This window comes from Streptomyces sp. 147326 (assembly GCF_045000215.1).
Lineage (GTDB): Bacteria > Actinomycetota > Actinomycetes > Streptomycetales > Streptomycetaceae > Streptomyces.
Genome location: NZ_CP134201.1, coordinates 1,757,734 through 1,783,083, shown reverse-complemented (window position 1 = coordinate 1,783,083; position 25,350 = coordinate 1,757,734). Strand labels below are relative to the sequence as shown.

General features: G+C 71.8%; 22 protein-coding genes. 17 read left to right on the top strand and 5 right to left on the bottom strand.

Features of this window, described 5'->3' with window-relative positions; translation table 11 throughout:
* Positions 1-123: 123 nt before the first annotated feature.
* Entirely contained in the window at positions 124-1,293 is a 1,170-nt protein-coding gene (locus RIU97_RS08105; RefSeq protein WP_404962785.1) for an Ig-like domain-containing protein, read from the bottom strand.
* Positions 1,294-1,545: 252 nt separating this feature from the next.
* On the opposite strand from RIU97_RS08105, the gene RIU97_RS08100 reads away from it, so the two are divergent.
* From RIU97_RS08100 to RIU97_RS08075, 6 genes are all read left to right on the top strand, one after another.
* The gene (locus tag RIU97_RS08100; protein WP_404954644.1) at positions 1,546-2,712 is read left to right on the top strand and encodes a lipid II:glycine glycyltransferase FemX; all 1,167 of its coding nucleotides are present in this window, start codon (positions 1,546-1,548) and stop codon (positions 2,710-2,712) included.
* Entirely contained in the window at positions 2,709-4,376 is a 1,668-nt protein-coding gene (gene murJ, locus RIU97_RS08095; protein WP_404954642.1) for a murein biosynthesis integral membrane protein MurJ, read from the top strand. The genes RIU97_RS08100 and murJ overlap by 4 nt, the downstream gene beginning before the upstream one ends.
* Positions 4,377-4,416: 40 nt before the next feature.
* Positions 4,417-5,100, top strand: coding sequence for a response regulator (locus RIU97_RS08090; RefSeq protein ID WP_404954640.1), 684 nt, complete (start codon positions 4,417-4,419; stop codon positions 5,098-5,100).
* A gap of 6 nt (positions 5,101-5,106) precedes the next feature.
* Entirely contained in the window at positions 5,107-6,552 is a 1,446-nt protein-coding gene (locus tag RIU97_RS08085; protein ID WP_404954638.1) for an ATP-binding protein, read from the top strand.
* Positions 6,549-7,082 (top strand): hypothetical protein, encoded by a 534-nt coding sequence (locus tag RIU97_RS08080; RefSeq protein WP_404954635.1) that lies wholly within the window; start codon positions 6,549-6,551, stop codon positions 7,080-7,082. Before RIU97_RS08085 ends, RIU97_RS08080 begins: the two co-directional genes overlap by 4 nt.
* A 68-nt stretch (positions 7,083-7,150) precedes the next feature.
* The gene (locus RIU97_RS08075) at positions 7,151-8,443 is read left to right on the top strand and encodes a cytochrome P450 (protein WP_404954633.1); all 1,293 of its coding nucleotides are present in this window, start codon (positions 7,151-7,153) and stop codon (positions 8,441-8,443) included.
* Here RIU97_RS08075 and RIU97_RS08070 read toward each other — a convergent pair.
* Entirely contained in the window at positions 8,403-9,131 is a 729-nt protein-coding gene (locus tag RIU97_RS08070) for a hypothetical protein (protein ID WP_404954631.1), read from the bottom strand. The genes RIU97_RS08075 and RIU97_RS08070 overlap by 41 nt on opposite strands.
* A 165-nt stretch (positions 9,132-9,296) precedes the next feature.
* Between RIU97_RS08070 and ggt the strand changes: the two genes are divergently transcribed.
* Positions 9,297-11,102: a gamma-glutamyltransferase gene (gene ggt / locus RIU97_RS08065; RefSeq protein WP_404954628.1), complete on the top strand. Its 1,806-nt coding sequence runs from the start codon at positions 9,297-9,299 to the stop codon at positions 11,100-11,102.
* 102 nt (positions 11,103-11,204) lie between these two features.
* Here ggt and map read toward each other — a convergent pair whose 3' ends face one another.
* Positions 11,205-11,972 (bottom strand): type I methionyl aminopeptidase, encoded by a 768-nt coding sequence (map, locus tag RIU97_RS08060; RefSeq protein WP_404954625.1) that lies wholly within the window; start codon positions 11,970-11,972, stop codon positions 11,205-11,207.
* Between the two features lie 65 nt (positions 11,973-12,037).
* Here map and RIU97_RS08055 point away from each other — a divergent pair, with 65 nt between their 5' ends.
* The 9 genes from RIU97_RS08055 (at position 12,038) to RIU97_RS08015 (ending at position 21,395) form a co-directional block, all read left to right on the top strand.
* Positions 12,038-12,289 carry a helix-turn-helix domain-containing protein gene (locus RIU97_RS08055; RefSeq protein ID WP_404954623.1) on the top strand — a complete coding sequence of 84 codons (252 nt, stop codon included), beginning with the start codon at positions 12,038-12,040 and terminating at the stop codon, positions 12,287-12,289.
* A gap of 112 nt (positions 12,290-12,401) precedes the next feature.
* Positions 12,402-12,608, top strand: a complete 207-nt coding sequence (locus RIU97_RS08050) for a hypothetical protein (RefSeq protein ID WP_404954621.1) — start codon at positions 12,402-12,404, stop codon at positions 12,606-12,608.
* 9 nt (positions 12,609-12,617) lie between these two features.
* Entirely contained in the window at positions 12,618-12,998 is a 381-nt protein-coding gene (locus RIU97_RS08045; protein ID WP_404954619.1) for a PPOX class F420-dependent oxidoreductase, read from the top strand.
* 99 nt (positions 12,999-13,097) lie between these two features.
* The gene (locus RIU97_RS08040) at positions 13,098-15,068 is read left to right on the top strand and encodes a hypothetical protein (RefSeq protein WP_404954616.1); all 1,971 of its coding nucleotides are present in this window, start codon (positions 13,098-13,100) and stop codon (positions 15,066-15,068) included.
* 751 nt (positions 15,069-15,819) lie between these two features.
* Positions 15,820-16,662: a nitrilase-related carbon-nitrogen hydrolase gene (locus tag RIU97_RS08035; protein ID WP_327417421.1), complete on the top strand. Its 843-nt coding sequence runs from the start codon at positions 15,820-15,822 to the stop codon at positions 16,660-16,662.
* A complete protein-coding gene (locus tag RIU97_RS08030) occupies positions 16,659-17,954 on the top strand; it encodes an aspartate aminotransferase family protein (RefSeq protein ID WP_404954611.1) in 1,296 nt (431 codons plus the stop codon). Before RIU97_RS08035 ends, RIU97_RS08030 begins: the two co-directional genes overlap by 4 nt.
* A gap of 10 nt (positions 17,955-17,964) precedes the next feature.
* Positions 17,965-19,365 (top strand): dihydropyrimidinase, encoded by a 1,401-nt coding sequence (hydA, locus tag RIU97_RS08025; protein ID WP_404954608.1) that lies wholly within the window; start codon positions 17,965-17,967, stop codon positions 19,363-19,365.
* 18 nt (positions 19,366-19,383) lie between these two features.
* Entirely contained in the window at positions 19,384-20,382 is a 999-nt protein-coding gene (locus RIU97_RS08020) for a TIGR03842 family LLM class F420-dependent oxidoreductase (protein WP_404954606.1), read from the top strand.
* A 239-nt stretch (positions 20,383-20,621) separates the two neighbouring features.
* A complete protein-coding gene (locus RIU97_RS08015; RefSeq protein ID WP_404954604.1) occupies positions 20,622-21,395 on the top strand; it encodes a phytanoyl-CoA dioxygenase family protein in 774 nt (257 codons plus the stop codon).
* A 52-nt stretch (positions 21,396-21,447) separates the two neighbouring features.
* Here RIU97_RS08015 and RIU97_RS08010 read toward each other — a convergent pair whose 3' ends face one another.
* Positions 21,448-22,698 (bottom strand): MFS transporter, encoded by a 1,251-nt coding sequence (locus RIU97_RS08010; RefSeq protein ID WP_404954601.1) that lies wholly within the window; start codon positions 22,696-22,698, stop codon positions 21,448-21,450.
* 200 nt (positions 22,699-22,898) lie between these two features.
* On the opposite strand from RIU97_RS08010, the gene lysS reads away from it, so the two are divergent.
* Complete coding sequence (lysS, locus tag RIU97_RS08005; RefSeq protein WP_404954598.1) at positions 22,899-24,317, top strand: lysine--tRNA ligase; 1,419 nt, start codon at positions 22,899-22,901, stop codon at positions 24,315-24,317.
* A gap of 27 nt (positions 24,318-24,344) precedes the next feature.
* On the opposite strand, the gene RIU97_RS08000 is transcribed toward lysS, so the two are convergent.
* Positions 24,345-25,322, bottom strand: coding sequence for a hypothetical protein (locus tag RIU97_RS08000; RefSeq protein WP_404954596.1), 978 nt, complete (start codon positions 25,320-25,322; stop codon positions 24,345-24,347).
* Positions 25,323-25,350: the final 28 nt, after the last annotated feature.

The window sequence follows — 25,350 nt, the reverse complement described above, 5'->3', positions numbered from 1 at the left end:
TCGCGTACGCCGGGGTTGTCAAAGTGACCCGACGGTAACGGGAGGGGATTACTGGAGGTAACCCGTCAGTAAGTTACGTGGTGGTAACAATTGAACGAGAGTCAGCGGCCGGACGGTCGTCGCTCAGCCGTTCTGCGGGGTCCCGTTCGCGGCGCTCTTGGCCTTCCAGGCGTCCCAGGTCAGGTTCCACTCGCCGTAGCCGTTGCCGATGTCGGCGTTGCCCTTGGAGCCCGAGCCCACGACCTCGAAGGGGTCGCCGATCTGGGACTGCGCGAAGAGGCCCTTGGCGTCGGCGTCGCTCATCCCCACGCAGCCGGAACTGCTGTTGGCGCGCCCGAAGTTGCCGGAGTTCCACGGTGCGGCGTGCGCGTACATGCCGGACCAGGTGAGCCGCATCGAGTAGTCGACCATCTTGTCGTAGGCGTCGTCCAGGCCCACCGTCTGGGAGTCCATCCGGATGGTGCCCTCCTTCGTCATGATCACCATCTTCCCGGACCAGGACGCCTTCTTGCCGCCCGGGGTGCCGGCCGAGATCGGGATCGTCTTCTGCTCCTGGCCGTCCTCGGTCACCGACATCTTCTTGGTGTCGAGGCTGACCTCGATCCGGCGGTCCTTGCCGATCTTGAACTCGGTGTTGTAGTCCTTGGCGAAGAGGCCGCCGCCCTTGCCGGAGTCCACGCCGTTCAGGCTCATCTCGACCTTCACGTCCGTGCCGGACTTCCAGTACTCCTTGGGCCGCCAGTCGACGCGGTCGTTGCCCGAGTAGTCCTTGATCCAGCCCCAGGAGCCCTCGGTGTTGTTCGAGGTGGTGACCTTGAGCTGCTTCTCCACCTCGGCCTTGTTCGCCACCGGGTTGTCGAAGACGATCGACACCGGCATCGCCACGCCCACCGTGCTGCCCTTGGGTATGTTGATCGAGACCTTGTTCACCTTGTCGGCGGGGCTGGTCTTGAACTGCGTGGAGGCGCTCTGGCTCTCGGTGTTCTGGGCCTCGACCTTGTACTCCGCGCCGGGGGCGGCGTTGCGCTCCGAGGTCCAGGTCCTGCCGTCGTCGGCTATCTTCCCCGGCAGCTCCGCGCCCTTGGCGTCGGTCACCTTCACCTGCGCCAGCTTGCCTTCGGCGACGGTCACCGTGACCGGCTGGCCGGCCTTGACCTGATCGCCCGTGAGGTTCACCGAGACGGCCATGTCGGCCTTCGGCTTCAGCTCGGCGTTGCCGGTCGCACCGCTCCCGCCATCGCTTCCGCCCGAGCAGGCGGTGAGCGCGGCGGCCAGAAGTGCGGTACCGGCCATGGCGGTGCGGCGTGTGCGGCTCAACGTAAACCCCTCCCAAGAATTAACCGTTCGCAAACCTAGATGCGAACGGGACGACTCTAGGTTGCGCAATCCGCGGAAAATGTCGTCCCTCCGGTTGTGACATGGACCGCAGCGAAACGGTCACCGTCCGGTCACAATCGCCGCGCCGTCCGGTCATGGGCGGCTGTGAGAGTCCTGTGCATCCCGGTCCCCGGCCCCGCCACCGACGTACAGGAAGGCCGATCAGCCATGTGTGCACTGCTCGTGACCCCCGCACAGCAACACGACCAGGACCGGAAGCTGACGGTGCGCACCCTGTCCGACCCGGAATACCAGGCGTTCCTATCCCGGCACGGGCGCGCGAGTTTCCTCCAGTACCCGTCCTGGGCCGCGGTAAAGGACCTCTGGCGGTCGGAAAAGGTCGGATGGCACTATCCCGGCGGCGAAATAGAGGGTGCCGGACTCGTTCTCTACCGCCAATTCCCCGGCACCCGTAAATATTTCGCCTACCTTCCCGAGGGCCCCGTCGCGGACTGGTCCGACCCGCGCATCGACCGCTGGCTGGGCCCCCTCATGCGCCACATGCGGGCCTCCGGTGCCTTCGCCGTCCGCATCGGCCCCACCCCCGCCTACCGCCGCTGGGACGCGGCCACCGTCAAGTCCGGGACCAGGACCGGCCGCCAGATATCCGACGTGATCGCCACCGAGGTCGACCCGGTGGGCGCCGCCCTCGCCGACCGGCTGCGCACCCGCGGCTGGAAGCGCTGCGGCGGTGAGGACGACGGCGACGCCCAGCCCCGCCACGTCTTCCGCGTGCCGCTGGCCGGCCGCTCCCTGGACGACCTGTGGTCGGGACTGAACCAGGAGTGGCGCCGCAACGTCCGCAAGGCCGCGAAGGCCGGTGTGGAGACGGTCCTCGGCACCTCCGCCGACCTGCCCGAGTTCTACCGGCTGTTGCGCATCACCGAGGAGCGCGACGGCTTCCGGCTCGGCCGCTCCCTCGCGTACTACGAGCAGCAGTACCGGGTCCTGAACGCGGAGCAGCCCGGCCGCATGCGCCTCTACCTGGGCATCCACCGGGGCGAGATCCTCGCCGCGCACACGATGATCGTCGCCGGGAAGCGGGTCTGGTACCAGACCGGCGCCTCCGCCGACCACCGGCGCGAGGTGCGGCCCAGCAACGCCCTGCAGTGGCGCATGATGTGCGACGCACACGCCCTCGGGGCGGAGGAGTACGACATGCGCGGGGTACCCTCCACCCTTGACCCCGACGAACGTTCTTTCGGGCTGCTGCGCTGGAAGCTCGGCACCGGCGGGCAGGTCGTCGAAACGCTCGGTGAATGGGAGACCCCGATGGACGGAGTGGCCAACACGGCGCTCTACAAGGCGTTCCAGGCCTACCTGGCCCGCCGGTGACGGCCACCGACGCCAGGCTTACCGCCGCCGCGGCAGGCGGCGGCCCGGCAGCGGGCAAGACCTCGGTGCTGCGCAGCGGCGCGCTCATGGCGGCCGGTTCGATCGTCTCCCGTGCCACCGGCTTCATCCGCTCCGCCGTCGTCGTCGCCGCCCTGGGCATCGGCATGCTCGGCGACGGATACGCGGTGGCCAACACGGTCCCGAACATCATCTACATGCTGCTCGTCGGCGGCGCGCTCAACGCCGTCTTCGTACCCGAGCTGGTCCGGGCCGCCAAGGAACACGCCGACGGCGGCGCCGCCTACACCGACCGGCTGCTGACCGCCTGCACGGCGGCGCTCGTCGCGCTCACCGCCGCGGCCGTCCTCGCCGCCCCGCTGATCATCTCGACGTACACCGGCTACAGCGGGGCCCAGGAGAGCACCACCGTCGCGCTCGCCCGCTACTGCCTGCCGCAGATCCTCTTCTACGGGCTCTTCACCCTGCTCGGCCAGGTGCTGAACGCGCGCGGCCGGTTCGGCGCGATGATGTGGACCCCCGTCCTCAACAACATCGTGATCATCGGCGTCTTCGGGCTCTTCCTCTACGTCTCGCACGACGCTTCGGACGGCCTGACCGCCGCCGAGACCCGGCTCCTGGGCCTCGGCACCACCGCCGGCATCGTCCTCCAGGCCCTCGCCCTGGTCCCGTCGCTCCGCGCCGCCGGCTTCCGCTGGCGCCCCCGCTTCGACTGGCGCGGCAGCGGCCTCGGCCGCCCGCTGCGCAACGCGGGCTGGCTGGTCATGCTCGTCCTCACCAACCAGATCGCGTACTGGGTCGTCACCCGGCTCTCCACCACCGCCGGCGCCGAGGCGGACCTGGCCGGCCTCCCCGGCGCCGGCTACACCGCCTACAGCAACGCCTACCAGCTGTGGATCGTCCCGCAGGGCATCATCACCGTCTCCCTCGTGACCGCCCTGATGCCCCGGATGAGCGCGGCCGCCTCCGACGGCGAACTCGCCGCCCTGCGCGGGGACATCTCCTACGCGCTGCGCTCCAGCGCCGCCCTCGTCGTCCCCGCCGCCGCTCTCTTCGCCGCCCTCGCCCCCTGGGTGATGGGCAGCGTCTTCGAGTACGGCGTCACCGACGCCGCGGACATCGAGGTCATGGCGGGCATGCTCATGGCCTTCGCGCCCGGCCTGATCGCCTTCTCCGCGCAGTACGTGCTGTCGCGCGGCTTCTACGCCCTCTCCGACACCCGGACCCCCTTCTTCCTGAACCTGGTCATCTCCGCGCTGAACGCCGGGCTGTCCGCCGCCGCCTACTTCCTGCTGTCCCCCCGCTGGGCGGTCACCGGCATGGCCGCGGCCACCTCCCTCGCCTTCCTCGCGGGCGCCGCCGTGACCGCGTACACCCTCTCCCGCCGGCTCGGCCCGCGCGCGGGCACCCGTACGGAACGGCGCGCCACGGCCGTACGGACCCACCTGCGGCTCCTGGCCGCCTGCGTCCCGGCGGCCGCCGCGGCGTACGCGGCCGCCCGGACCGTCGAACGCTTCGGCGACTTCGCGGCGGTCGGGGCGGGAACCGCGGCCCTCGCTCTCGTCGTCGTCCTCCTTGCCGTGCCGCTGCGCCTGACGGAGATCACCGGCCTGCTGGACTCCGTGCGGCGCAAAGTCGGCCGATAGCAGGAGGAACCGCAACAGAACGACTTGGCATACTGGCCGGATGCCACGTGTACTGCTGATCGAGGACGACCCGTCCGTCCGGGAGGGCGTGGGTCTGGGCCTGCGCCGCCGCGGCCACGAAGTGTGCTCCGCCGAGACCGGCGAGGAGGGGCTCGCCCTGATGGCGGGCTTCCGCCCCGAACTCGTCCTCCTCGACCTGATGCTGCCCGGCATGAACGGTGTGCAGGTCTGCCATCGCATACGCGAGAACAGCGAGGTGCCGATCATCATGCTCACCGCGCGCGGCGACGACTTCGACATAGTCATCGGCCTGGAGGCCGGCGCCGACGACTACATCGTGAAACCCGCCCGTACCGAGGTCATAGAAGCCCGCATCAAGGCCGTACTGCGCCGGCTCAGCGACCCCGTGGGCGGCCGCCCCGAGATCGCGATCCACGGCGAACTCTCCATCGACCGCGCCGGGCTGACCGTCGCCAAGAACGGCGAGCGCGTCGCCCTCGCCCCCAGCGAGATCAAGCTCCTGCTGCACCTCTCCGCCTCGCCCGAGCAGGTCTTCTCCCGCCAGCAGCTCCTCGAGTACGTCTGGGACCACAGCTACCACGCCGACTCCCGGCTCGTGGACGCCTGCGTCCGCCGCCTGCGTCACAAGATCGAGGACCCCGCCGGCAGCCCCCGCTACATACAGACCGTGCGGGGCTTCGGCTACCGCTTCGGCCCCCTGTAGGCCCGGGTGCGACGCATAGCACCGCTCGGACTGCGCACCCGGCTGATAGCGGCCTTCCTGCTGGTCGCCGCGATCAGCGCGGTCAGTACGGCCGCCCTCACCTACCAGCAGGCGCGCAACGCCATCCTCAAGCAGACCCAGGACACCGCCGTCAACACCCTGCGGGACCAGTTGGAACAGCAGGAGATCCGCCTTCCCCTGAGCCAGCAGGAACTCCAGCGCATCGTCATCGAGCTCGGCAAGCGCGGCAAACCCCACCCGTGGATCATCTTCGGCGAGTACGGCGGGCTGCGGGTCTCCACCAACCCCGGCACGCCCACCTCCAGCGTGATCACGGACGGCCTGCGCGACAAGGTCCGCAACAACCAGTACGCCGCCTTCCAGCGCGCCGAGGACCAGCGCGGCAACCCCTGGCTCACGATCGGCGTCCCCGCCGTCTTCGAGCACAACGGCTACACCGAAGCCACCGGGGTCGTCTTCTACGCCAGCGTCCCGCTCTCCGCCGAGAAGCAGACCGTCGAAGCCATGGTCGAGGCCGCCCAGCAGGGCGCCGTCCCGGGGCTGGCCATCGCCATCATCCCCGCGCTGCTGGCCGCCCGCAGCGTGCTGCGGCCGGTCCGCGACATGCGGCGCGCCGCCCAGCGGCTGGGCCGGGGCCGCCTCGACACCCGCATCGAGGTCCGGGGCGCCGACGAACTCGCCGGACTCGCCCGTACCTTCAACGAGACCGCCCGCGCCCTGGAGCAGTCCGTGCGCGAGCTGCAGGACGCGGAGACCCGCGCCCGCCGCTTCGCCTCCGACGTCTCCCACGAACTGCGCACCCCGCTCGCCGGGATGCTCGCCGTGACCGAGGTCCTCGACGAGGACGCCGCGCGCCTCGACGCCGACACGGCCAAGGCCCTGCGCCTGGTGAGCGCCGAGACCGGCAAACTCGCCGTCCTCGTCGAGGACCTGATGGAGATCTCCCGCTTCGACGCCCGGGCCGCCGAGCTCAACCTCGACGACGTGGACATCGCCGAAGCCGTGCGCAAGACCCTCGAACGACGCCACTGGGACGACGAGCGCGTCGTCACCCGGCTGCCGGACCGGGTACGCGCCCGGCTCGACCCGCGCCGCTTCGACGTGATCCTCGCCAACCTCGTCGGCAACGCCCTGCGGCACGGCGGCGCCCCCGTACACGTCACCGTACGGACCGCACCGGGCCAGGACGGCGAGCGGCTGCTCATCGACGTCGCCGACAGCGGGCCCGGCATCGCCCCCGAGGTGCTGCCGCACATCTTCGACCGCTTCTTCAAGGCCGACGCGGCCAGGACCCGCTCCGCCGGCAGCGGCCTCGGCCTCGCCATCACCCTGGAGAACGTCCGCCTGCACGGCGGCACCCTCCGGGCGGGCAACGGGCCCTCCGGGGGAGCCCTCTTCACCCTCGACATGCCGCTGGAGGCCCGCGAATGACAGGGCGCAAGACGAGAGTCCGGGCCACGGCGGCCACGGCCGCGCTGGCGGGCTGCGCCCTGCTGCTCACCGGATGCGGGATCAAACGCACCGGGGTGATCGACAGCGGCCACGCCGCCACCGTCAAGGTCCCCGGCGCCAAGACCGCCGCCGTCCTCTACTTCGTCTCCAAGGAGGGCGACCGGCTCATCCCGGTCCCGTTCGCCATCAGCGCCGACTACACCCTCGCGCCCGTGCCGCTCCTGCGGCTGCTGATGAACGGCCCCAGCGGTCCGGCCCAGGAGGCCGGTCTCACCACGGCGCTGCCCCGGCTGCCCGACGGGGCGGAGACGATGATCGTGAGCGCGCCCGCGCCGGACAAGGGACTGACGGTCCGATTGCCGTTCGCCGTGGGCACCCTGTCGGATCTGGCCCGCGACCAGCTGGTGTGCACCGTCGGCGTCTCCGCCGTGCCGGACGTCATCAGCCCGGTCACCCTGCAGGGCACCGACACCACCCTCCCGGCCGCGGAGTGCGAGCCGCGGCGCTGACGGGCGCGGCCGGCCCGCTGACGGCCGCGCCCTTGCGGGCGGGGCCGCGCACCCGTCACGGTGGCCCCATGGATCACCCCGCGGACGTCCCGGACGTCTTCGACCCCCGGATCTACGCCGGGGGCGTTCCGCACGACAGCTACCGGCTGCTGCGCGAGCACCATCCCGTCGCCTGGCAGCCGGAGCCGCAGATCCAGGGCTGGCCCGCCGGGCCCGGCTTCTGGGCCGTCACCCGGCACGCCGACGTCGTCCGCGTCCTGCGCGATCACCGCACGTACTCCTCGTGGATCGGCGCCACCCAGATCCGCGACCCCGACCCGGCCGACCTGCCGTTCCTGCGGCGCACCATGCTCAACCAGGACCCCTCCCCGAGGCCCTGCGGGCCGGGGGAGACCCCCGCCGCACACGGCCGCCTGCGCCGGCTCGTCTCCCGCGCCTTCACCCCGGCCCGCGTCGACGCCTTCGCCGGCCGGGCACGGGAACGCGCCCGCACCCTGCTGGCCGCCGCGCGGGAGGGAGCCGAGGACGGCGCCGCCGACCTCGTGCGCACCGTCACCGACGAATACGCGCTGCTGAACCTCACCGACCTGCTGGGCGTCCCGGCCGCCGACCGCGCCCTGCTGCTGGAGTGGACCGTACGGATCATCGGCTACCAGGACCCCGACGACGCCCCGGCGCCGGTCCCCGGCCCGGACGGCACACCGCTCAACCCGCGCTCACCGGCCCTCCTCGGCGAGATGTTCGCGTACGCCCGCGAACTGGCCGCTCACAAGCGCACCCACCCCGGCGACGACGTGATGACCGCCCTCGCCGAGGCCGGGCTGGACCCGGCCGAACTGGAGATGTTCTTCTTCCTGCTCACCGTCGCGGGCAACGACACCGTGCGCAGCGCCGCCCCCGGCGGCGTGCTCGCACTCGCCCACGCCCCGGAGGCCTACCGGAGGCTCGCGGACGGACGGGTCCCCGTGGACCGGGCCGTCGACGAACTCCTGCGCGTCCACCCGCCGGTGCTCAGCTTCCGCCGCACCGCCGCCGTCGACACCGAACTGGCCGGGCAGCACATCCGGGCCGGGGACAAGGTCGTGGTCTTCCACGCCTCCGCCAACCACGACGAGCGGGTCTTCACCGACCCCGGCCGCCTCGACCTCGGCCGGACGCCCAATCCGCACGTCTCCTTCGGGGACGGCCCGCACGTCTGCCTCGGCGCCCACTTCGCCCGGCTCCAGCTGCGCACTCTCTACGAGGAGTGGTGCGCGACCATGCCCGTGCCGGAACTCGCCGGCCCGCCGAGGCGGTTGGTGTCGAACTTCATCAACGGGATCACGCGGCTGCCGGTGCGGGTGTCCGGGCCGGCCCGGTGACGTCCGCCAACAGCTCCGTGACGTCGGGACCGTAGGCATCGGAGTTGATCACTTTCAGCATCAGGCAGAACGACCCGTTGCCGTACTTGCGGGCCAGCCGCTCGTGGTGCCTGGCCAGGTACCGGGCCGCGGCCTGGTTGCTGATGGCGGTCTGGCCCGACACCAGGAACACCGGCCGGGTGCCCTGACCGGTCGTCAGGCGCGCCAGCAGGACGTGCTCGACCTCGCCCTTCTCCCAGCGGTACGCCTCCCCTCCGATCCGGATGGCCCCGCGGTCCGGATGCCCCGACGCGAGCCCGACGTCGGTCTGCACCCCCGGCAGCATGGAGGCCAGGTGCGCGGTCGTCCGGGCGTTGGAAGCCGGCCCGCCCACGCAGAACTCGGCGCGCTCGCCGAAGCCCTGCCGGGCCGTGTCGTGGGTGACGATCTGGACGGTCGCCCCGCAGTCCTTGATCAGGGAGGAGATCTCCAGCAGGGCGAAGGCGTCGTTGCGGTGCAGGGACGAATCGGTGCCGCCCATCTGCCGGTTGACCACGAACAGACAGTCGGAGCCGGTCGGCAGGCCGAAAAAGGCCTGCTTGCGGCGGAGCGCGCGCCGCCAGAGGTAGGTGCGGGCGAACCAGCCGAGCCCGCCGCTGAGAGCGGTGGCTATCACCCCGAGGAGGATGTTGCGCACGTCGTCGTTCATGCGCGGGATGCTAGCGCCGTGACCGCGGCACCGGGATACCCGGTGCGGAAGAGCCCCGGCCCCGGCCCCGGCCCGGCTCAGGGCAACGACGCGCGCCACGAGGCGTCCTGACGGGGCGGGGGGCTCGGCGCTAGGCTCGGCGCCACGCTGCCACTGGAGGTCCGGATGCACCGTCCCGTCGCCCGCACGTTACCGCTGCTGGCCGTCGTCGCCGCACTCGTCACGACGGGCGCCGCACCGCCGTCCGCCGTAGGGTCCCCGGCCCCGCCGGCGAAGGTCCCGGTCGCCGCGGGCTACGGCGGGGCCGTCGCCAGTGTCGACGCCGACGCCTCGGCGGTGGGGATCGGCGTCCTGCGCTCCGGCGGCAACGCCGTGGACGCCGCCGTGGCCACCGCCGCCGCGCTCGGCGTCACCGAGCCCTACTCGGCGGGCATCGGCGGAGGCGGCTACTTCGTCTACTACGACGCCACGTCGCGGCGCGTGCACACCATCGACGGCCGGGAAACCGCGCCGGCCTCGGCCACCGCCACCCTCTTCCAGGAGAACGGCGTCCCCATCCCCTTCGCCGAGGGTCAGACCAGCGGCCTCGGCGTCGGAGTCCCCGGCACCCCCGCCACCTGGACGAGCGCCCTCGACGCCTGGGGCACCCGCCGGCTGCCCCAGCTCCTCAAGCCCGCCGAGAAGCTGGCCCGCGACGGCTTCACGGTGGACAGCACCTTCCGGGCGCAGACCGAGCTCAACGAGGCCCGGTTCAGGGACTTCCCCGACACCTCGAAGCTCTTCCTGCCCGGCGGCGCCCTGCCGGTGGTCGGCTCCACCTTCAAGAACCCGGACCTGGCCGCCACCTACGCCGAACTGGCCCGCAAGGGCACGGGCGCGCTCTACCGGGGCCCGATCGCCGAGGAGATCGTCCGGACCGTCCGCAAGCCCCCGGTGGACCCGGCCGCGACGCGGACCGTCCGCTCCGGCGACCTGACCACCCGCGACCTGCGCGCGTACGCGACCAAGCGGCAGGACCCGACCCGGGTGGGCTACCGCGGCCTGGACGTCTACGGCATGGCGCCCTCCTCCTCCGGCGGCACCACGGTCGGCGAGGCCCTGAACATCCTGGAGCGCACCGACCTGTCGAAGCTCTCCGAGACGCAGTACCTGCACCACTTCATCGAGGCCTCGCGGATCTCCTTCGCCGACCGGGGCCGCTGGGTCGGCGACCCGGCCGCCGTCAGCGTGCCGACGCGTGAGCTGCTCTCGCAGCGGTTCGCCGACTCGCGCGCCTGCCTGATCAAGCCGGACCGTACGCTGACCAGCCCGCTCGCCCCCGGTGACCCGCGCAGCCCGGTGCCGTGCGCCACCACCGGCCAGGCCGCCCCCACCACGTACGAGGGGGAGAACACCACCCACCTGACGGTCGCCGACCGCTGGGGCAACGTGGTCTCCTACACCCTGACCATCGAGTCCACCGGCGGCAGCGCGATCACGGTGCCGGGCCGCGGGTTCCTGCTCAACAACGAGCTGACCGACTTCTCCTTCGCCCCGGCCGCGCCCGGAGTCCCGGACCCGAACCTGCCCGGTCCGGGCAAACGGCCGCGCTCCTCCATGTCCCCGACGATCGTGCTGGAGGACGGCCGTCCCGTGCTCGCCGTGGGCTCCCCGGGCGGCGCCACCATCATCACCACCGTCCTGCAGACCCTCACCGGGCACCTGGACCGGGGCCTGCCGCTGGTCGACGCGATCGCCGCGCCGCGCGCCAGCCAGCGCAACCAGGCCACCACCGAGCTGGAGCCGGGCCTGTGGAACAGTCCGCTCCGCGCCTCTTTGGAGGCGCTCGGCCAGGGCTTCCGCCAGAACCCGGAAATCGGCGCCGCCACCGGTGTCCAGCGGCTGCCCGACGGCCGCTGGCTGGCGGCGGCCGAGACCACCCGCCGCGGCGGGGGCTCGGCCATGGTCGTCCACCCGCACGGCAGGCCGTAGCGCCGCGCGGCGGGCCGAGGGAGTGCGCGGCGGGGGCGGGGGCGTGCGCGGCGGGGCCCGCGCTCCGGCTCCCCTGCCCGCCGGGCCCCGGCGGCGGGGCCGCTACGGCGCGGTGAGGATCCTCGGGCCCTCGGCGGTGATCGCGACCGTGTGCTCCGAGTGCGCGGCGCGGCTGCCGTCGACGGTGCGCAGGGTCCAGCCGTCCCCGTCGCACCGGTAGTCGTCCGTACCGCCCGCGATCAGCATCGGCTCGATGGCGAGGACCATGCCGGGGCGCAGCTTCACGCCGCGTCCCGGCGGGCCCTCGTTGGGCACGCCCGGGTCCTCGTGCATGCTGCGGCCGACGCCGTGACCACCGAAGCCGTCCGGGACGCCGTACCCGGCGGCGCGGCAGACCGTGCCGACGGCGTGGGCGATGTCCCCGATCCTGTTGCCGGGCACGGCGGCGGCGATCCCGGCCGCGAGGGCCGCCTGGGAGGTCTCGATCAGCCGCAGGTCGGCCGGGCGGGCCCGGCCGACGGTGAAGCTCACCGCCGCGTCCCCGACCCAGCCGCCGAGCTTCGCCCCGCAGTCCATGCTGACCAGGTCTCCGTCACGCAGCCGGTACCCGTCGGGGATGCCGTGCACGATCGCGTCGTTGACCGAGGCGCACACCACGCCTGGGAAGGGCACCGGCGCGAACTGCGGCCGGTAGCCCAGGAAGGGCGAGGTCGCGCCGGCCTCGCGGAGCACCCCGCGGGCCACCCGGTCCAGGTCCAGCAGGGACACCCCGACGCGCGCCGCCTCCCGTACGGCGGCCAGGGCGCGGGCGACCACGCGGCCCGCCGCACGCATTTCGTCGATCTCTCGGTCCGTCTTCAGTTCCACCATGCCAATAACTATACCGGTATAACAATGACGGGATAGTTATTGGCGTCCGGGGGTAGGATGAGCGCATGGTCCGTACCCCCCTCACCCCTGAAGAGCGCGAGCGCGGCGAGCGGCTCGGCGCGCTGTTGCGCGAGGCCCGCGGCGGCCGCAGCATGGTCGAGGTCGCGGCCGGCGCGGGGCTCTCCGCCGAAACCCTCCGCAAGATCGAGACCGGCCGGGCGCCCACCCCCGCCTTCTTCACGGTCGCCGCGCTCGCCGGGGCGCTCGGGCTCTCACTGGACGATCTGCTGACGCGCTGCGCCGCCGTTCCCGTCTGAGACCGGTCGGTCCGCGCGGGTCCGTCCCCGGCCGGTCCGTCCGGGCGGGTCCGGCGGGCCGAACGGCCCAATCGGCGGTGCGAGCGCCGGGGCGCGGGGCAAGCGTGAAGGCGTGTCAGCCACGAACGCATCCCAGCGACTCGGTTTCGGAATCCTCGGCGCCCTCCTCGCGGGCGGCCTGCTGCTCGCGGCGTGCGCCGCCCCCGACGGCCGGACACGCGCCGACGAGGAGGGCCGCGCCCCCTCGAAGACGGCCCGCGGTCCTGCCGTGGCGAACGGAAGGACGCCCCCGCCCCCGCCGGACGGCCCCCGGGACTAGGGTCGCGTCATGGATCTCGAGGAACTCGGCAGAGCGCGCTACGTCAGTCTCACCACCTTCCGCAAGGACGGCACGCCCGTGGCGACGCCGGTCTGGGCGGTGGCCGACGGGGGTGAGCTGTACGTGTGGACGCGTACCGAAACGTGGAAGGTCAAGCGGATCCGCAACAACGGGCGGGTCGCCGTCACCGCGTGCGACGTGCGCGGGCGCGTCCAGGAGGGGGCGCCGGTGCGCGAGGGCGAGGCCCGGCTCCTCGACGAGGCGGGGCTGCGGCGGGTGCGGAAGCTGATGTCGCGCAAGTACACGTGGCAGTACTGGGTGGTGGACGTGCCCGCCACCTTGGCGCGGCGCGGGAAGCGGCCGCACACCGCGATCGCCGTCAAGCTTTGAGACTCCCGTAGCCCGCCCGTAACACGGGTGGGATCCAATGCGGTCATGGAGACCGCGACTTCGCTGGCGATCAGTCAACTCTCGGGATACTTGCGAGGGTTGACCCAGAGGCTGAATCCCGGGGCAGGCTGGTACGGGGAGTTCCTGCGCCGGGATCCGGAGGGCATGCGGGCCTGTCTGGAGGGCGCCGCGATGCCGCCGTGGGACGTGGTGGAGTCACTGCTGCGCGACCTGGAGGGGGCGCGCGGTGCGGAGTTCGCGGCGCGGGAGACCGTATACGCGGCGCAGCTGCGGGCGGCGGCCGTCACCGCGTGGGACCGGCTGCCGGGCGGCGAGGAGGAGCTGCGGACCCTGCTCGCGGCGTCGGCCGCCCAGCGGGCCGAGGCGGAGACGGCCCTGCGGAACCTGACGGCACGGCTCGGCGGGGCCGCCGGCCCGGCGGAGACGGACGCCCTGACCCGCGAACTCTCCTGGACCCAGGACGACGTGGCCCGCGCCGCGGCCCGCCACGAGGACCTCGCGGCCCGCCTGACGTCCCTGAGGACCACCCCCTTACCCTCCGTCCCCCGCCAGCGCACCCAGCCGGCCGCCTGGACCCAGGCTCACCAACCGGCCGACGGGGCCGCAGCCCCACCCGAACACCCGGCCACCTGGACCGAGGCACCGGCCGACTGGACCGAAGTTCCGCCCGAGCGGTCCCGCGAGTCGGCCGAGGCGCCGGCCGCGCCGCCGTCCGAGGCGCCGGACGGGCAGTTCCGCCACCCGGCCGGCTGGGAGGCGTCGGAGGGCCGGCCGGGAGCGTCGCCCGGTTGGACGCCGCAAGGGGCGGACGGGGCTCAGCCGTCGAACGAACGGGCTGAAACGCCGGACGCGTGGACCGGAGCTCCGCCCGTACGGGGCAGCGAGTCGGCCGGAGCGTTGCCCGAGCAGCCCCGCCACCCGGCCACCTGGACCGAAGCGCCCGCCGACTGGTCCGAAACGCCGGCCGAGCGGTCCCGCCACTCATCCGGCTGGGGCCAGGTTCCCGCGGAGCGGTCCCGGCTGTCGGCCGAGGGGGCCGAGGCGCCATCCGGGCCGTTCCGCCACCCGGCCGGCTGGGCCGAGGCGGCGGACGGCCGGACGGGAGCGTCGGCGGGGTGGACGCCGGAACGGGCCGAGGGGGCCCAGCCGTCGAACGAACGGGCCGAAACCCCGGACGGGTGGACCGGGGCTCCGCCCGCGCCGGGCAGCCAGTCGGCCGACGGGCTCGGGGCGCCGGTGGGGCGGGCCGAGGGGCGGTGGCTGCGTGGGGGGCGACGTTCCGGGGGTGCCCGGTACGCCGGGTCGGCGGCTCCCGACGCGCCGGCCTTCACCCCGCCGCCGGGGCAGCCGGCCGGCACGGGGCTGCCGGGGTCCGACGGCCTCGGCCCGGAGCACGGCCGGCCCGCCCCGCGCGGAGCGCGTTTCGGCCTCCCGCAGGATCCGCTGCCCCGTGGCGTCCGGTTCGGCCGGCCCCGGCCGGAGCCCGTGACGTCCCGTGAGGCGGCTCCGCCGGCCGGTGGCGAAGCCGCGCCCACGCGGGCCGTCGCCGCCGAACTGCTCGCGCTGCGCGCACAGGGCCGCAGCGGTGAGGCGCACGCGCTGCTGTGCGAGGCCGCGGCCGGGCCCGCCGAACGGCTGCCCGGGCTGGCCGCCGAGCTGGCCCGCGCCGGGCTCGCCGCCGACTGGGCCACCCTGCTGTGGGAGGCGGGCTCGCTCCCGCCCGGACAGCTCGCGGCGGCCGCGGCCGCCCTCGGCGACGCCGGCCGGGAGGCCGACTGCGACGCCCTGCTGCGCCAGGGCGTGGCCCGCCCCGCCGCGGAGGTCGCGGACGCCGCGCTCGCCCTCGGTGACGCCGGCCGCCTCCGCGAGGCCGACGCCCTGCTCGGCGCGTTCGTCCGGGTCCGTACCGCCGAGGAGACGGCCGGGCTGGCCCGGCGCGACCCGCAGTGGTTCGCCCCGCGCCTGCTCCAGGCGGCCCGCGCCCTGCCCGGCTCCCGGCACCGCGACCTCGTCCACGCCCTGCGGGTGGCCGGCATCGGAGCGGGCTAGGGCTTTGCCTTCGGGCCAGGCCGGGCGCCGGTTGGCTGCGCCGCTCGGGCGGGGCCGGGGCGGCGGGCTTCGCCGGTTGGGGTGGGGCCGGGCGCCGGTTGGCTGCGCCGCTCGGGCGGAACCGGGGGCGCCAGGCTTCGCCGGTGCGGGTGGGCCGGGCGCGCCGCTGGCCTTGCCGGCCGGGTTGCGGGAGCCGGCGGATCGGCGCGGGTGGGGCCGGGCGCGCGCCGGGGCGTCTCCTCGGGCGCCGAACGTGGCGGGGGGTCGGAGGGCCGGGGCACCTTGCGTTCGACGCCCTGCGGGGAGCGCCCCGGCACACACCCGGCCCCTGCGGAAGCGGCGGGCGCGGGGTCGCGTCGGGTACCGCCGGCTCCGGGCGGCCGGCCAGGCCGAGGGCGCCCTGGGGGGAGCGCCCCGGCGCACACCCGGCCTCGGTGGAACCGGTGGGTGCGGGGTCGCGTCGGGTACCGCCGGCTCCGGGCTGCTGCGTTCTGGCCGGCCAGGCCATGGGCGCCCCGGCACGTGCCCGGCCTCCATGGAACCGTCCCGGCCCGCGCTGCGGAGATCCGACAAGCTCCCCCTAACCCGCCCGTCTGCTGACCGCAATCGACCGCGGGGCGACGTAACCTGATCGACTACTCCAACAGCGCACGGCGGTCTTGCCCCACGCTGTGACGGGGCCTACGTTCTACTCCCTACGGACATCATCTACGTGCGTAGAACCCGGCGTTCCCGTCGCGAGGAGCAGCTCATGGCCCAAGTCGTCCGCGCCGCGCTGGTCCAGGCCACCTGGACCGGAGACACCGAATCGATGATCGCCAAACACGAGGCGCACGCCCGCAGGGCCGCCGCGCAGGGGGCGAAGATCATCGGCTTCCAGGAGGTGTTCAACGCCCCCTACTTCTGCCAGGTCCAGGAGCCCGAGCACTACCGCTGGGCCGAGGCGGTCCCGGACGGCCCGACCGTCCGCCGCATGCAGGAACTCGCCCGCGAGACCGGAATGGTCATCGTCGTCCCGGTCTTCGAGCTGGAGAACGAGGGCTTCTACTACAACACCGCCGCCGTCATCGACGCGGACGGCAGCTACCTGGGCAAGTACCGCAAGCACCACATCCCCCAGGTCAAGGGCTTCTGGGAGAAGTACTACTTCCGCCCGGGCAACCTCGGCTGGCCCGTCTTCGACACCGCCGTCGGGAAGGTCGGGGTCTACATCTGCTATGACCGCCACTTCCCCGAGGGCTGGCGCGCCCTGGGCCTGGCCGGGGCCCAGCTGGTCTACAACCCCTCCGCCACCCACCGGGGCCTGTCCTCCTACCTGTGGCAGCTGGAGCAGCCCGCCTCCGCCGTCGCCAACGAGTACTTCATCGCCGCCATCAACCGGGTCGGCCAGGAGGAGTACGGCGACAACGACTTCTACGGCACCAGCTACTTCGTCGACCCGCGCGGCCAGTTCGTCGGCGAGGTCGCCAGCGACAAGGAGGAGGAACTCCTCGTCCGCGACCTCGACTTCGACCTGATCAAGGAGGTCCGCGACCAGTGGGCCTTCTACCGCGACCGCCGCCCCGACGCCTACGGAGGGCTCGTACAGCCGTGACCAACCCGATCCCCCTGCACAGCCGCCACGCCGCCGTCCTGCCCGACTGGCTCGCGCTCTACTACAAGCACCCCATCGAGCTCACCCACGGCGAGGGCCGCCACGTCTGGGACGCCGACGGCAAGCGCTACCTCGACTTCTTCGGCGGCATCCTCACCACGATGACCGCCCACGCCCTGCCCGAGGTCACCAAGGCCGTCTCCGAACAGGCCGGGCGGATCATCCACTCCTCCACCCTCTACCTGAACCGGCCGATGATCGAGCTGGCCGAGCGGGTCGCCGCACTGTCCGGCATCCCCGACGCCCGGGTCTTCTTCACCACGTCCGGCACCGAGGCCAACGACACCGCCCTGCTGCTCGCGACGACGTACCGCCGCTCCAACCAGATCCTGGCGATGCGCAACAGCTACCACGGCCGGTCCTTCTCCACCGTTTCCATCACCGGCAACCGCGGCTGGTCCCCGACCAGCCTGTCGCCGCTCCAGACGTACTACGTGCACGGCGCGGTCCGCTCCCGCGGCCCCTTCGCCCACCTCGACGACGCCGCCTTCACCGCCGCCGCCGTCGCCGACCTGGACGACGTACTGGGCCAGGCCCGCGGGGGAGTGGCCGCCCTCATCGCCGAGCCGATCCAGGGCGTCGGCGGGTTCACCTCCCCGCCCGACGGCCTCTACGGGGCCTTCCGCGAGGTCCTGAACCGCCACGGCATCCTGTGGATCAGCGACGAGGTGCAGACCGGCTGGGGCCGCACCGGCGAGCACTTCTGGGGCTGGCAGGCGCACGCCCAGAACGGCCCGCCCGACATCCTCACCTTCGCCAAGGGCATCGGCAACGGCATGTCCATCGGCGGCGTGGTCGCCCGCGCCGAGGTGATGAACTGCATCGACTCCAACTCCATCTCCACCTTCGGCGGCTCCCCGATCACCATGGCGGCGGGCGTCGCCAACCTCGGGTACCTGCTGGAGCACGACCTCCAGGGCAACGCCCGCCGCGTCGGCGGCCTGCTCCTGGAGCGGCTGCGCGGCATCGCCGCACACGCGCCGGCCGTACGGGAGGTCCGCGGCCGCGGTCTGATGGCCGGGCTGGAGCTGACGAAGCCGGGCACCGACGAGGCCGACCCGGACGCGGCCGCCGCCGTCCTGGAGGCGGCCCGCGAAGGCGGCCTGCTGCTCGGCAAGGGCGGCGGGTACAACACCAGCGTGCTGCGCATCGCGCCGCCCCTGTCCCTCACCGTCGCCGAGGCGGAAGAGGGCGCCGAGATCCTCGAACAGGCCTTGCGCAGCATCGAGTAGGGGGACTCCCATGAGCATCCGCACCCTGATCCGCGGCGGCCTCGTCATCACCGCCGCCGACGAACTGCACGCGGACGTCCTGATCGAGGACGGCCGCGTGGCGGCCCTCGCCGCACACGGTTCGGCGGCCGCCGACGCCTGGACGGCCGACCGCACGATCGACGCGAGCGGGAAGTACGTGATCCCGGGCGGGGTCGACGCGCACACCCACATGGAGCTCCCCTTCGGCGGCACCTCCGCCTCGGACACCTTCGAGACCGGAACCCGGGCCGCCGCCTGGGGCGGCACCACCACCATCGTCGACTTCGCCGTGCAGAGCGTGGGCCACTCCCTGCGCGAGGGACTCGACACCTGGTACGCCAAGGCCGACGGCAACTGCGCCGTCGACTACGCCTTCCACATGATCCTCTCGGACGTCAACGAGCGGACCCTGAAGGAGATGGACCTCCTCGTCGGGGAGGGCGTCACCTCCTTCAAGCTGTTCATGGCCTACCCCGGCGTCTTCTACAGCGACGACGGGCAGATCCTGCGCGCCATGCAGCGGGGTGCCTCGAACGGCGGGCTGATCATGATGCACGCCGAGAACGGCATCGCGATCGACGTCCTCGTCGAACAGGCCCTGGCCCGCGGCGAGACCGACCCCCGCCACCACGGCGAGGTCCGCAAGGTGCTCCTCGAAGCCGAGGCCACCCACCGCGCGATCCAGCTCGCGCGGGTCGCCGGGGCTCCGCTGTACGTGGTCCACGTCTCGGCCGAGGAGGCGGTGGCCGAGCTGGCCGCCGCCCGCGACAAGGGCCTGCCCGTCTTCGGGGAGACCTGCCCGCAGTACCTGTTCCTGTCCACCGACAACCTCGCCGAGCCCGACTTCCAGGGCGCCAAGTACGTCTGCTCCACGCCGCTGCGGCCGAAGGAGCACCAGGCGGCGCTGTGGCGGGGGCTGCGGACCAACGACCTCCAGGTGGTCTCCACCGACCACTGCCCCTTCTGCTTCCGCGGCCAGAAGGAGCTCGGCCGCGGGGACTTCTCCAAGATCCCCAACGGGCTGCCGGGCGTGGAGAACCGCATGGACCTCCTCCACCAGGCCGTCCTGGACGGGCACATCAGCCGCCGCCGCTGGATCGAGATCGCCTGCGCGACCCCGGCCCGGATGTTCGGCCTCTACCCCCAGAAGGGCACCATCGCGCCGGGCTCCGACGCCGACATCGTCCTCTACGATCCGCACGCCGAGCAGGTCATCTCCGCCGAGACGCACCACATGAACGTGGACTACTCGGCGTACGAGGGCAGGCGGATCACCGGACGCGTCGACACCGTGCTGTCGCGCGGCGAACTCGTCATCGACCAGCGCGAATTCACCGGCCGGGCCGGCCACGGGGCCTTCGTTCCCCGCGCCACCTGCCAGTACCTGTAAGCGTCAAGGAGCCGCCCCATGGACTTCGGCCTCGTCCTGCAAACCGACCCGCCCGCCTCGCAGGTGATCAGCCTCATGCGCCGTGCCGAGCGCAACGGCTTCCGCTACGGCTGGACCTTCGACTCCGCGGTGCTGTGGCAGGAGCCGTTCGTCATCTACAGCCAGATCCTGGAACACACCCGCAAGCTGCACGTGGGCCCCATGGTCACCAACCCGGGCACCCGCACCTGGGAGGTCACCGCCTCCACCTTCGCCACCCTCAACGACATGTTCGGCAACCGCACCGTCTGCGGGATCGGCCGCGGTGACTCGGCGATGCGGGTCGCCGGGCGCAAGCCCAACACCCTGGCCCGGCTCGGCGAGGCCATCGACGTCATCCGGGACCTCGCCGAGGGCCGCGAGGCGGAGGTCGACGGCAACCCGATCCGGCTGCCGTGGGTCCGCGAGGGCCGGCTGCCGGTGTGGATGGCGGCGTACGGCCCGAAGGCCCTCGCGCTCGCCGGGCAGAAGGCGGACGGGTTCATCCTCCAGCTGGCGGACCCGTACCTCACCGAGTGGATGGTCAAGTCGGTCCGCGATGCGGCCGCCGAGGCCGGCCGCGACCCGGCCGCGATCACCGTCTGCGTCGCCGCCCCCGCGTACGTGAGCGAGGACCTCGCGCACGCCCGCGACCAGTGCCGCTGGTTCGGCGGGATGGTCGGCAACCACGTGGCCGACCTCGTCACCCGGTACGGCGAGCACTCCTCGATGGTGCCCGACGAGCTCACCGAGTACATCAAGGCCCGCCAGGGCTACGACTACAGCCACCACGGCCGCGCCGGGAACCCGTCCGCGGACTTCGTCCCCGACGAGATCGTCGACCGCTTCTGCCTGCTGGGCCCGGCCGAGGCCCACATCGAGAAGCTGCGGACCCTGCGCGACCTCGGCGTCGACCAGTTCGCCGTCTACGACATGCACGACGCGAAGGAGGCCACGATCGACGCCTACGGGCAGCACGTCATCCCGGCGTTCAGCTGACTCTCGCGCGTGGTGCGGGGCCGGCCAGGAGGTCGGCCCCGCACCCGCTTTCCGGCGGCTCCGGCATTTGCGGCGGGTCCGGAAGCGGGGGAACCGCTGTCCGTCCCCTCACCTCATCTCGACCTGAGGACAGGCGAGTTGCCGGGATGCGGGACATTGCTGCGGGGTGATAGGCCTGGCATCATGTGGGCGTCGAAAGGTGATCTACCAAGCGATGGGGCGGTGGGGATACCGTGGATATGGTGCGTGCCCTGGCAGAACTCGGCGTGGACGATGTGGAATTCGATACCGAGCTGATCCGACAGCTTGACGAGGACGGTTTTGTATTCCTGCCAGGCGTCATGCCGCGGGCACTGCTGGAGGCCTTCCGTACGCGGCTCGACGAATTGCTGGCCGAAGAGGGCGACCGCGCCGGAACCGAAGTGGGGCAGGAAGAGGGCTGTGACCGCGTCTCGGATCTCGTCAACAAGGGGGACATGTTCGACGTCTGCTACACGCACCCCTTGCTGCTGAGAGCGGTCCGGCAGGTGTTGGGCGAGGACTTCAAGCTCTCGTCGGTGAGCAGTCGCGCGGTGCTGCCCGGCGGCGGGCACCAGGACCTCCATGCGGACTGGCTGCCGGGCACCCGGGACCCGGAGGGTCCGGTCCTGCCCGGGCGCTATCAGGTGTGCAACAGCCAGTGGTTCCTGGACGACTTCACACTGGAGAACGGTCCCACCCGGGTGATTCCCGGCTCGCACCGCTGGGGCCGGACGGCCGCCGAGACGATGCGCGATCCGGCCGAGCGGCACCCCGACGAGAAACTGATCCTCGCTGAGGCCGGCTCCGTCATGGTCTTCAACGCGCATCTGTGGCACAGCGGCACATTGAACCGCAGTGACCGCCCGCGACGGGTGATGCACGCGTACTTCACCCGTCGGGCCAACACCCAGCAGCTGGACCAGGCGGCGTTCGTCCGAGGCGCGACACTGGACCGCATCAGTCCGGCAGCGCGCTTCATCCTCGACGTCTGACCTCTGACGTCAGATGCACCCGCACCCGGCAGCGTGCCGGACGTGTCCCCGGCTAGGCGGCCTCGGGAGCGCTTTCGCTGCGCGTCACCCGCGTCCCCGCGAGCGGTAGCGAGCGCTGCATCGGCAGGCAGAAGACCGCGCCGGTCAGCGCGATCGCCGCGAGCGTCCCCCAGGTCGCGAGGCTGCCGCGGCTCAGCAGCCATGCGTACAGGCCCGGCGCGATCGTGTAGGCGATGGCCCAGGACAGTTGGTAGACGGCGACATAGCGTCCGCGCAGCCCGGAGGGCGGCGCGCCCACCGAGAGAGCCTCGAGCACGGGGTCCGCCGTCATCTCGCCCAGGGTGTAGACGACGACGGCCGCGAGGATGGCGGCCGCGGCTGCCCAGGGGGCCATCAGGCCGGCGCCCCACAGGGCGAGATACGAGAAGGCTGACAGTGCTGCCGCGAACACGATGATCCGTGAGCGGACCGATCCTGTCATCGAGTTGATGGCGATGCCCTGACCCAGACTGACCATGACGGTGTTGATGACGAAGGCTGCGCCGGAAATCCAGCCCGGCAGGTCCAGGACTTCCACCACATACACCGGGACGGCCACGCTGAGGACCATGGTGGACATCGCATAACAGAATCCAGAACCGATCAGCCAACGGTATCCGCGGTCGAGAAGTACTGTTCGCCAGCCGCCGGTGCCGAGATCCGTGTCGTCCTCCGACGGCTGCCCTTCGGCTACTTCGATGCCCGCCATGATGACGAATGCGGCCAGAAAGGTCAGTGCGTTGACCAGAACGGCCGCCTGATAGGCCAAGGGGCTGTCCATGGTGGTGACGACGCCCCCGAGCAGGCCGCCGACGGCGAAGCCGGCATTGCGAATGGCCCCGAGCAGGCCGAACCACCTCTCGCGCTCATTCGGGGGGCAAGCAGTCGTGATGAGGGGACCGTAAGTGCCCCAGAACGCGGAGCGTCCCAGGGCCGTGAGCCCGATGACCAGGGTGACCGCGAAGAACGAATTCGCGAAGGGGTGAGCTGCGAACCCCACTAACTGAAGGAGGTTTCCCGCCTGCATGACGCGCTTGGAGCCGTAACGGTCCACTGCCTGACCGACGAGAACCGTTGCGGGCAGTCCGACGGCGGAGGCGATGGAGATGGCGAGGCCCACTTGGACCAGATCCAGCGGTGTGACACGCAGAAAGTAGAGCAACGACACCGGGAGCCACGTCCCCGTGCCGAGGGTGTCGATTCCGATGGCGATGACGAGGCGCCGATGGCGGCCGACCTTGGGGAATCCGAGTACGGAAAGCATGCCCAGCATCGTCGTCCACGGGTCTGTGGGGCTGTCAAGGGGCGCCGGCCGTCAACGCCGGTACGGGGACGGAGCCGATCGTTGCCTCGGCGAACTAGCAACAGGCCTATAATGTCGTGGCGTTGGGCACGTCGGCTCCCTCGTCGCGGCCCAGCGGTGCGCAGCCGACCGGGCCTTCCTGCAAGGAGCTGAGCTTCTCGATGATCACGCCATCGCCCGTGCCGTTCACACCCGCGCCCGGTTACAGGACGGACAGCGTCGCCGCCGTCGTGAAACAGTCTGCCGACGGCACCGAAGCGCGTATCGCCGGACGTGTGGTGCTCTGGCGGAACCTCGGGGGTCTCGTCTTCGGGCACATCCTGGACCGCAGTGGCCGGGTCCAGATCTCCCTGCGCCGTGACGATCTGGGCGTCGACCAGTTCAACGCCTGGTCGCGTGGGGTGAAGGTGGGCGACTTCATCGGCGTGTCCGGAAAAAGGTACAGCACGAACAAGGGCGAGCCCACGCTCGCGGTGTCCGAACTGGCGGTGCTCAATCAGGCCCGCCGGCCGCTGCCGGACAAGTGGGCCGGGGTGACGCACGCAGAGGTCCGATACCGGCGTCGCTACCTCGACCTGATCTCCGATCCGGCCTCTCGGGAGCGGTTCCGTATCCGGTCACGCCTCATCACGGCCATCCGCCGGCATCTGGACGGCCTCGATTTCCTGGAGGTCGAGACTCCGATTCTGCAGGAAGCCGCCTCCGGCGCCGCGGCGCGGCCGTTCGTCACCCATCACAACGCTCTCGACGAGGATTTCTACCTCAGGATCGCTCCGGAGACCTTCCTCAAGCGCGTGGTAGCCGGGGGGATGGAGCGTGTCTATGAGATGGGGAAGCTCTTCCGGAACGAAGGGTCGGATCCTTCCCACCTGCAGGAGTTCACGAGTCTGGAGTGGTACGCCGGCTACTGGGACTACCGGGACAACATGCGGGTGGTGCGCGAGCTCGTCGTGACGGCCATGGAGGAGGTGTTGGGTACCACGGTCGTCACCTACCAGGGTGTGGAGCTGGACTTCGGTGCCGAATGGCCGGAGATCGACTACCGCGAAGTGCTCCTGGAGCGCACCGGGATCGACCTCACCGTGGTCCAAGACCTCCCCGCGCTGCGCGACCGGGTCAAGACCGCCTACCCCGATTCGGACATGGCCGAGGCGCCCTCCTACGCCTCGATGGTCGACGTGCTCTACAAGCGGACCGTACGTCCGCAACTCATCCAGCCGTGCTTCCTGCTCCACCATCCGGTCGAGCTCGCGCCCCTCGCCCGCCGCAGTGACTGCGATCCCAGGCGCCTCGACATGTTCCAAGTGGTGGTCCACGGCTGGGAGCTGGCCAAGGCCTACTCGGAACTGGTCGACCCGGTGGACCAGCGCGAACGACTGGTCGAGCAACTGGCCATGCGGGATGCGGGTGACGACGAGACCATGATGCTCGAGGAGGACTTCCTCGAGGCCATGGAGTACGGCATGCCACCCATGTCCGGGCTCGGACTCGGCATCGACCGGTTCATCGCCCTGCTCACCGACGCACCCAATCTCCGTGACGTGGTGCTGTTCCCCGCGATGCGCAAGGACAACGGCTGAGCCTGCACCGGAGGGCAGGGGCCGGCATCACGAGGCCGGCCCCGTCCTGCGGTGCTGCTCCGGCGTGCCGAAGAAGGTCATGAAGAGTTCGGTGCCCATGCCGCCCGTCATGAGACGGTCCCCGCGGCGGTGGGTGAGCCTGCTCAGCCAGTCGTTGGTGCCGATGTCCACCAGCTCATAGGTCTTCTGGCCGATGGTGCGGCTCGATATCTTCACGCAGAGGTCCTGGTAGTAGCCCATTCCCGCATGCCGGTCCAGATCGAGTACCACCTCGACGGAGTCCAGGGGGCGACGCTTCCCCAACTCCGCGATCGCTTGACCGAAGATCCGGCCCGCGTAGACGAGCGGCCGTTCCAGATGGGCCAGGGCGTTCGGCAGTCTCGCCACGAGCGCGTCCAGGTCGGCGAGCGGCACCCTCTTGGGCAGAGCCACGCCCACCGCGTCGAACACGCTGAATCCCACGGTGCGCGCATGCCGCCGCACGACTTGGCGGTCGAAACCGGCTGCCTTGATGGCGAGTTCGACAAGGCGGAGGTTGGAGACGTTGACCGTCACCTGGTCCATCGCGTACCCGAGGCTCCGTCCCTGATCGATGACATCGAGGTAGATGCCGATCTGATCGGCGAGATTCCGCACCTTGAAGTCGTCGAAATCCGTGGTGTGCTCCGCGCGGACCAGGCTCATCGCGTGGTAGTGAGGCTTGTACTGGGGTTCCTTGTAGGCCTGGGTGCGCAGCTCCCGGTGGAAGGTTCCCAGCGTGGCTCCCGTCCAGGTGCCGGCATGGGCGTTGCGCTGTCTCGCCGCTTCCAGAGCGAGCACCGACACGGCATCGGACACGACTTCGGTGTTGCGGATCGTACTCAGGACGGTCTTCTGGCTGATGCCTGAAAGTGCGCTGTTGGATCCCAAGGCGGCCACGGGGGAGATCTCCAGCATCTGGACGCTCTCCGGGATCACCCCCATGACCGAAGACTGGAAGCGGGTCACTTCGCGCTGGTCGAGCACGGACGGCGTGGTGAAGAGGTTCTCGACG

Bases quoted from the DNA above. Each gene is read 5' to 3' on its own strand.
- RIU97_RS08035 (WP_327417421.1), top strand. From the start codon at position 15,820: ATGGCCCAAGTCGTCCGCGCCGCGCTGGTCCAGGCCACCTGGACCGGA.
- RIU97_RS08015 (WP_404954604.1), top strand. From the start codon at position 20,622: ATGGTGCGTGCCCTGGCAGAACTCGGCGTGGACGATGTGGAATTCGAT.
- RIU97_RS08055 (WP_404954623.1), top strand. From the start codon at position 12,038: ATGGTCCGTACCCCCCTCACCCCTGAAGAGCGCGAGCGCGGCGAGCGG.
- RIU97_RS08080 (WP_404954635.1), top strand. From the start codon at position 6,549: ATGACAGGGCGCAAGACGAGAGTCCGGGCCACGGCGGCCACGGCCGCG.
- RIU97_RS08105 (WP_404962785.1), bottom strand. From the start codon at position 1,293: ATGGCCGGTACCGCACTTCTGGCCGCCGCGCTCACCGCCTGCTCGGGC.
- ggt (WP_404954628.1), top strand. From the start codon at position 9,297: ATGCACCGTCCCGTCGCCCGCACGTTACCGCTGCTGGCCGTCGTCGCC.
- RIU97_RS08100 (WP_404954644.1), top strand. From the start codon at position 1,546: ATGTGTGCACTGCTCGTGACCCCCGCACAGCAACACGACCAGGACCGG.
- RIU97_RS08075 (WP_404954633.1), top strand. From the start codon at position 7,151: ATGGATCACCCCGCGGACGTCCCGGACGTCTTCGACCCCCGGATCTAC.
- lysS (WP_404954598.1), top strand. From the start codon at position 22,899: ATGATCACGCCATCGCCCGTGCCGTTCACACCCGCGCCCGGTTACAGG.
- RIU97_RS08010 (WP_404954601.1), bottom strand. From the start codon at position 22,698: ATGCTTTCCGTACTCGGATTCCCCAAGGTCGGCCGCCATCGGCGCCTC.
- RIU97_RS08070 (WP_404954631.1), bottom strand. From the start codon at position 9,131: ATGAACGACGACGTGCGCAACATCCTCCTCGGGGTGATAGCCACCGCT.
- RIU97_RS08020 (WP_404954606.1), top strand. From the start codon at position 19,384: ATGGACTTCGGCCTCGTCCTGCAAACCGACCCGCCCGCCTCGCAGGTG.
- map (WP_404954625.1), bottom strand. From the start codon at position 11,972: ATGGTGGAACTGAAGACGGACCGAGAGATCGACGAAATGCGTGCGGCG.
- RIU97_RS08090 (WP_404954640.1), top strand. From the start codon at position 4,417: ATGCCACGTGTACTGCTGATCGAGGACGACCCGTCCGTCCGGGAGGGC.
- RIU97_RS08045 (WP_404954619.1), top strand. From the start codon at position 12,618: ATGGATCTCGAGGAACTCGGCAGAGCGCGCTACGTCAGTCTCACCACC.
- hydA (WP_404954608.1), top strand. From the start codon at position 17,965: ATGAGCATCCGCACCCTGATCCGCGGCGGCCTCGTCATCACCGCCGCC.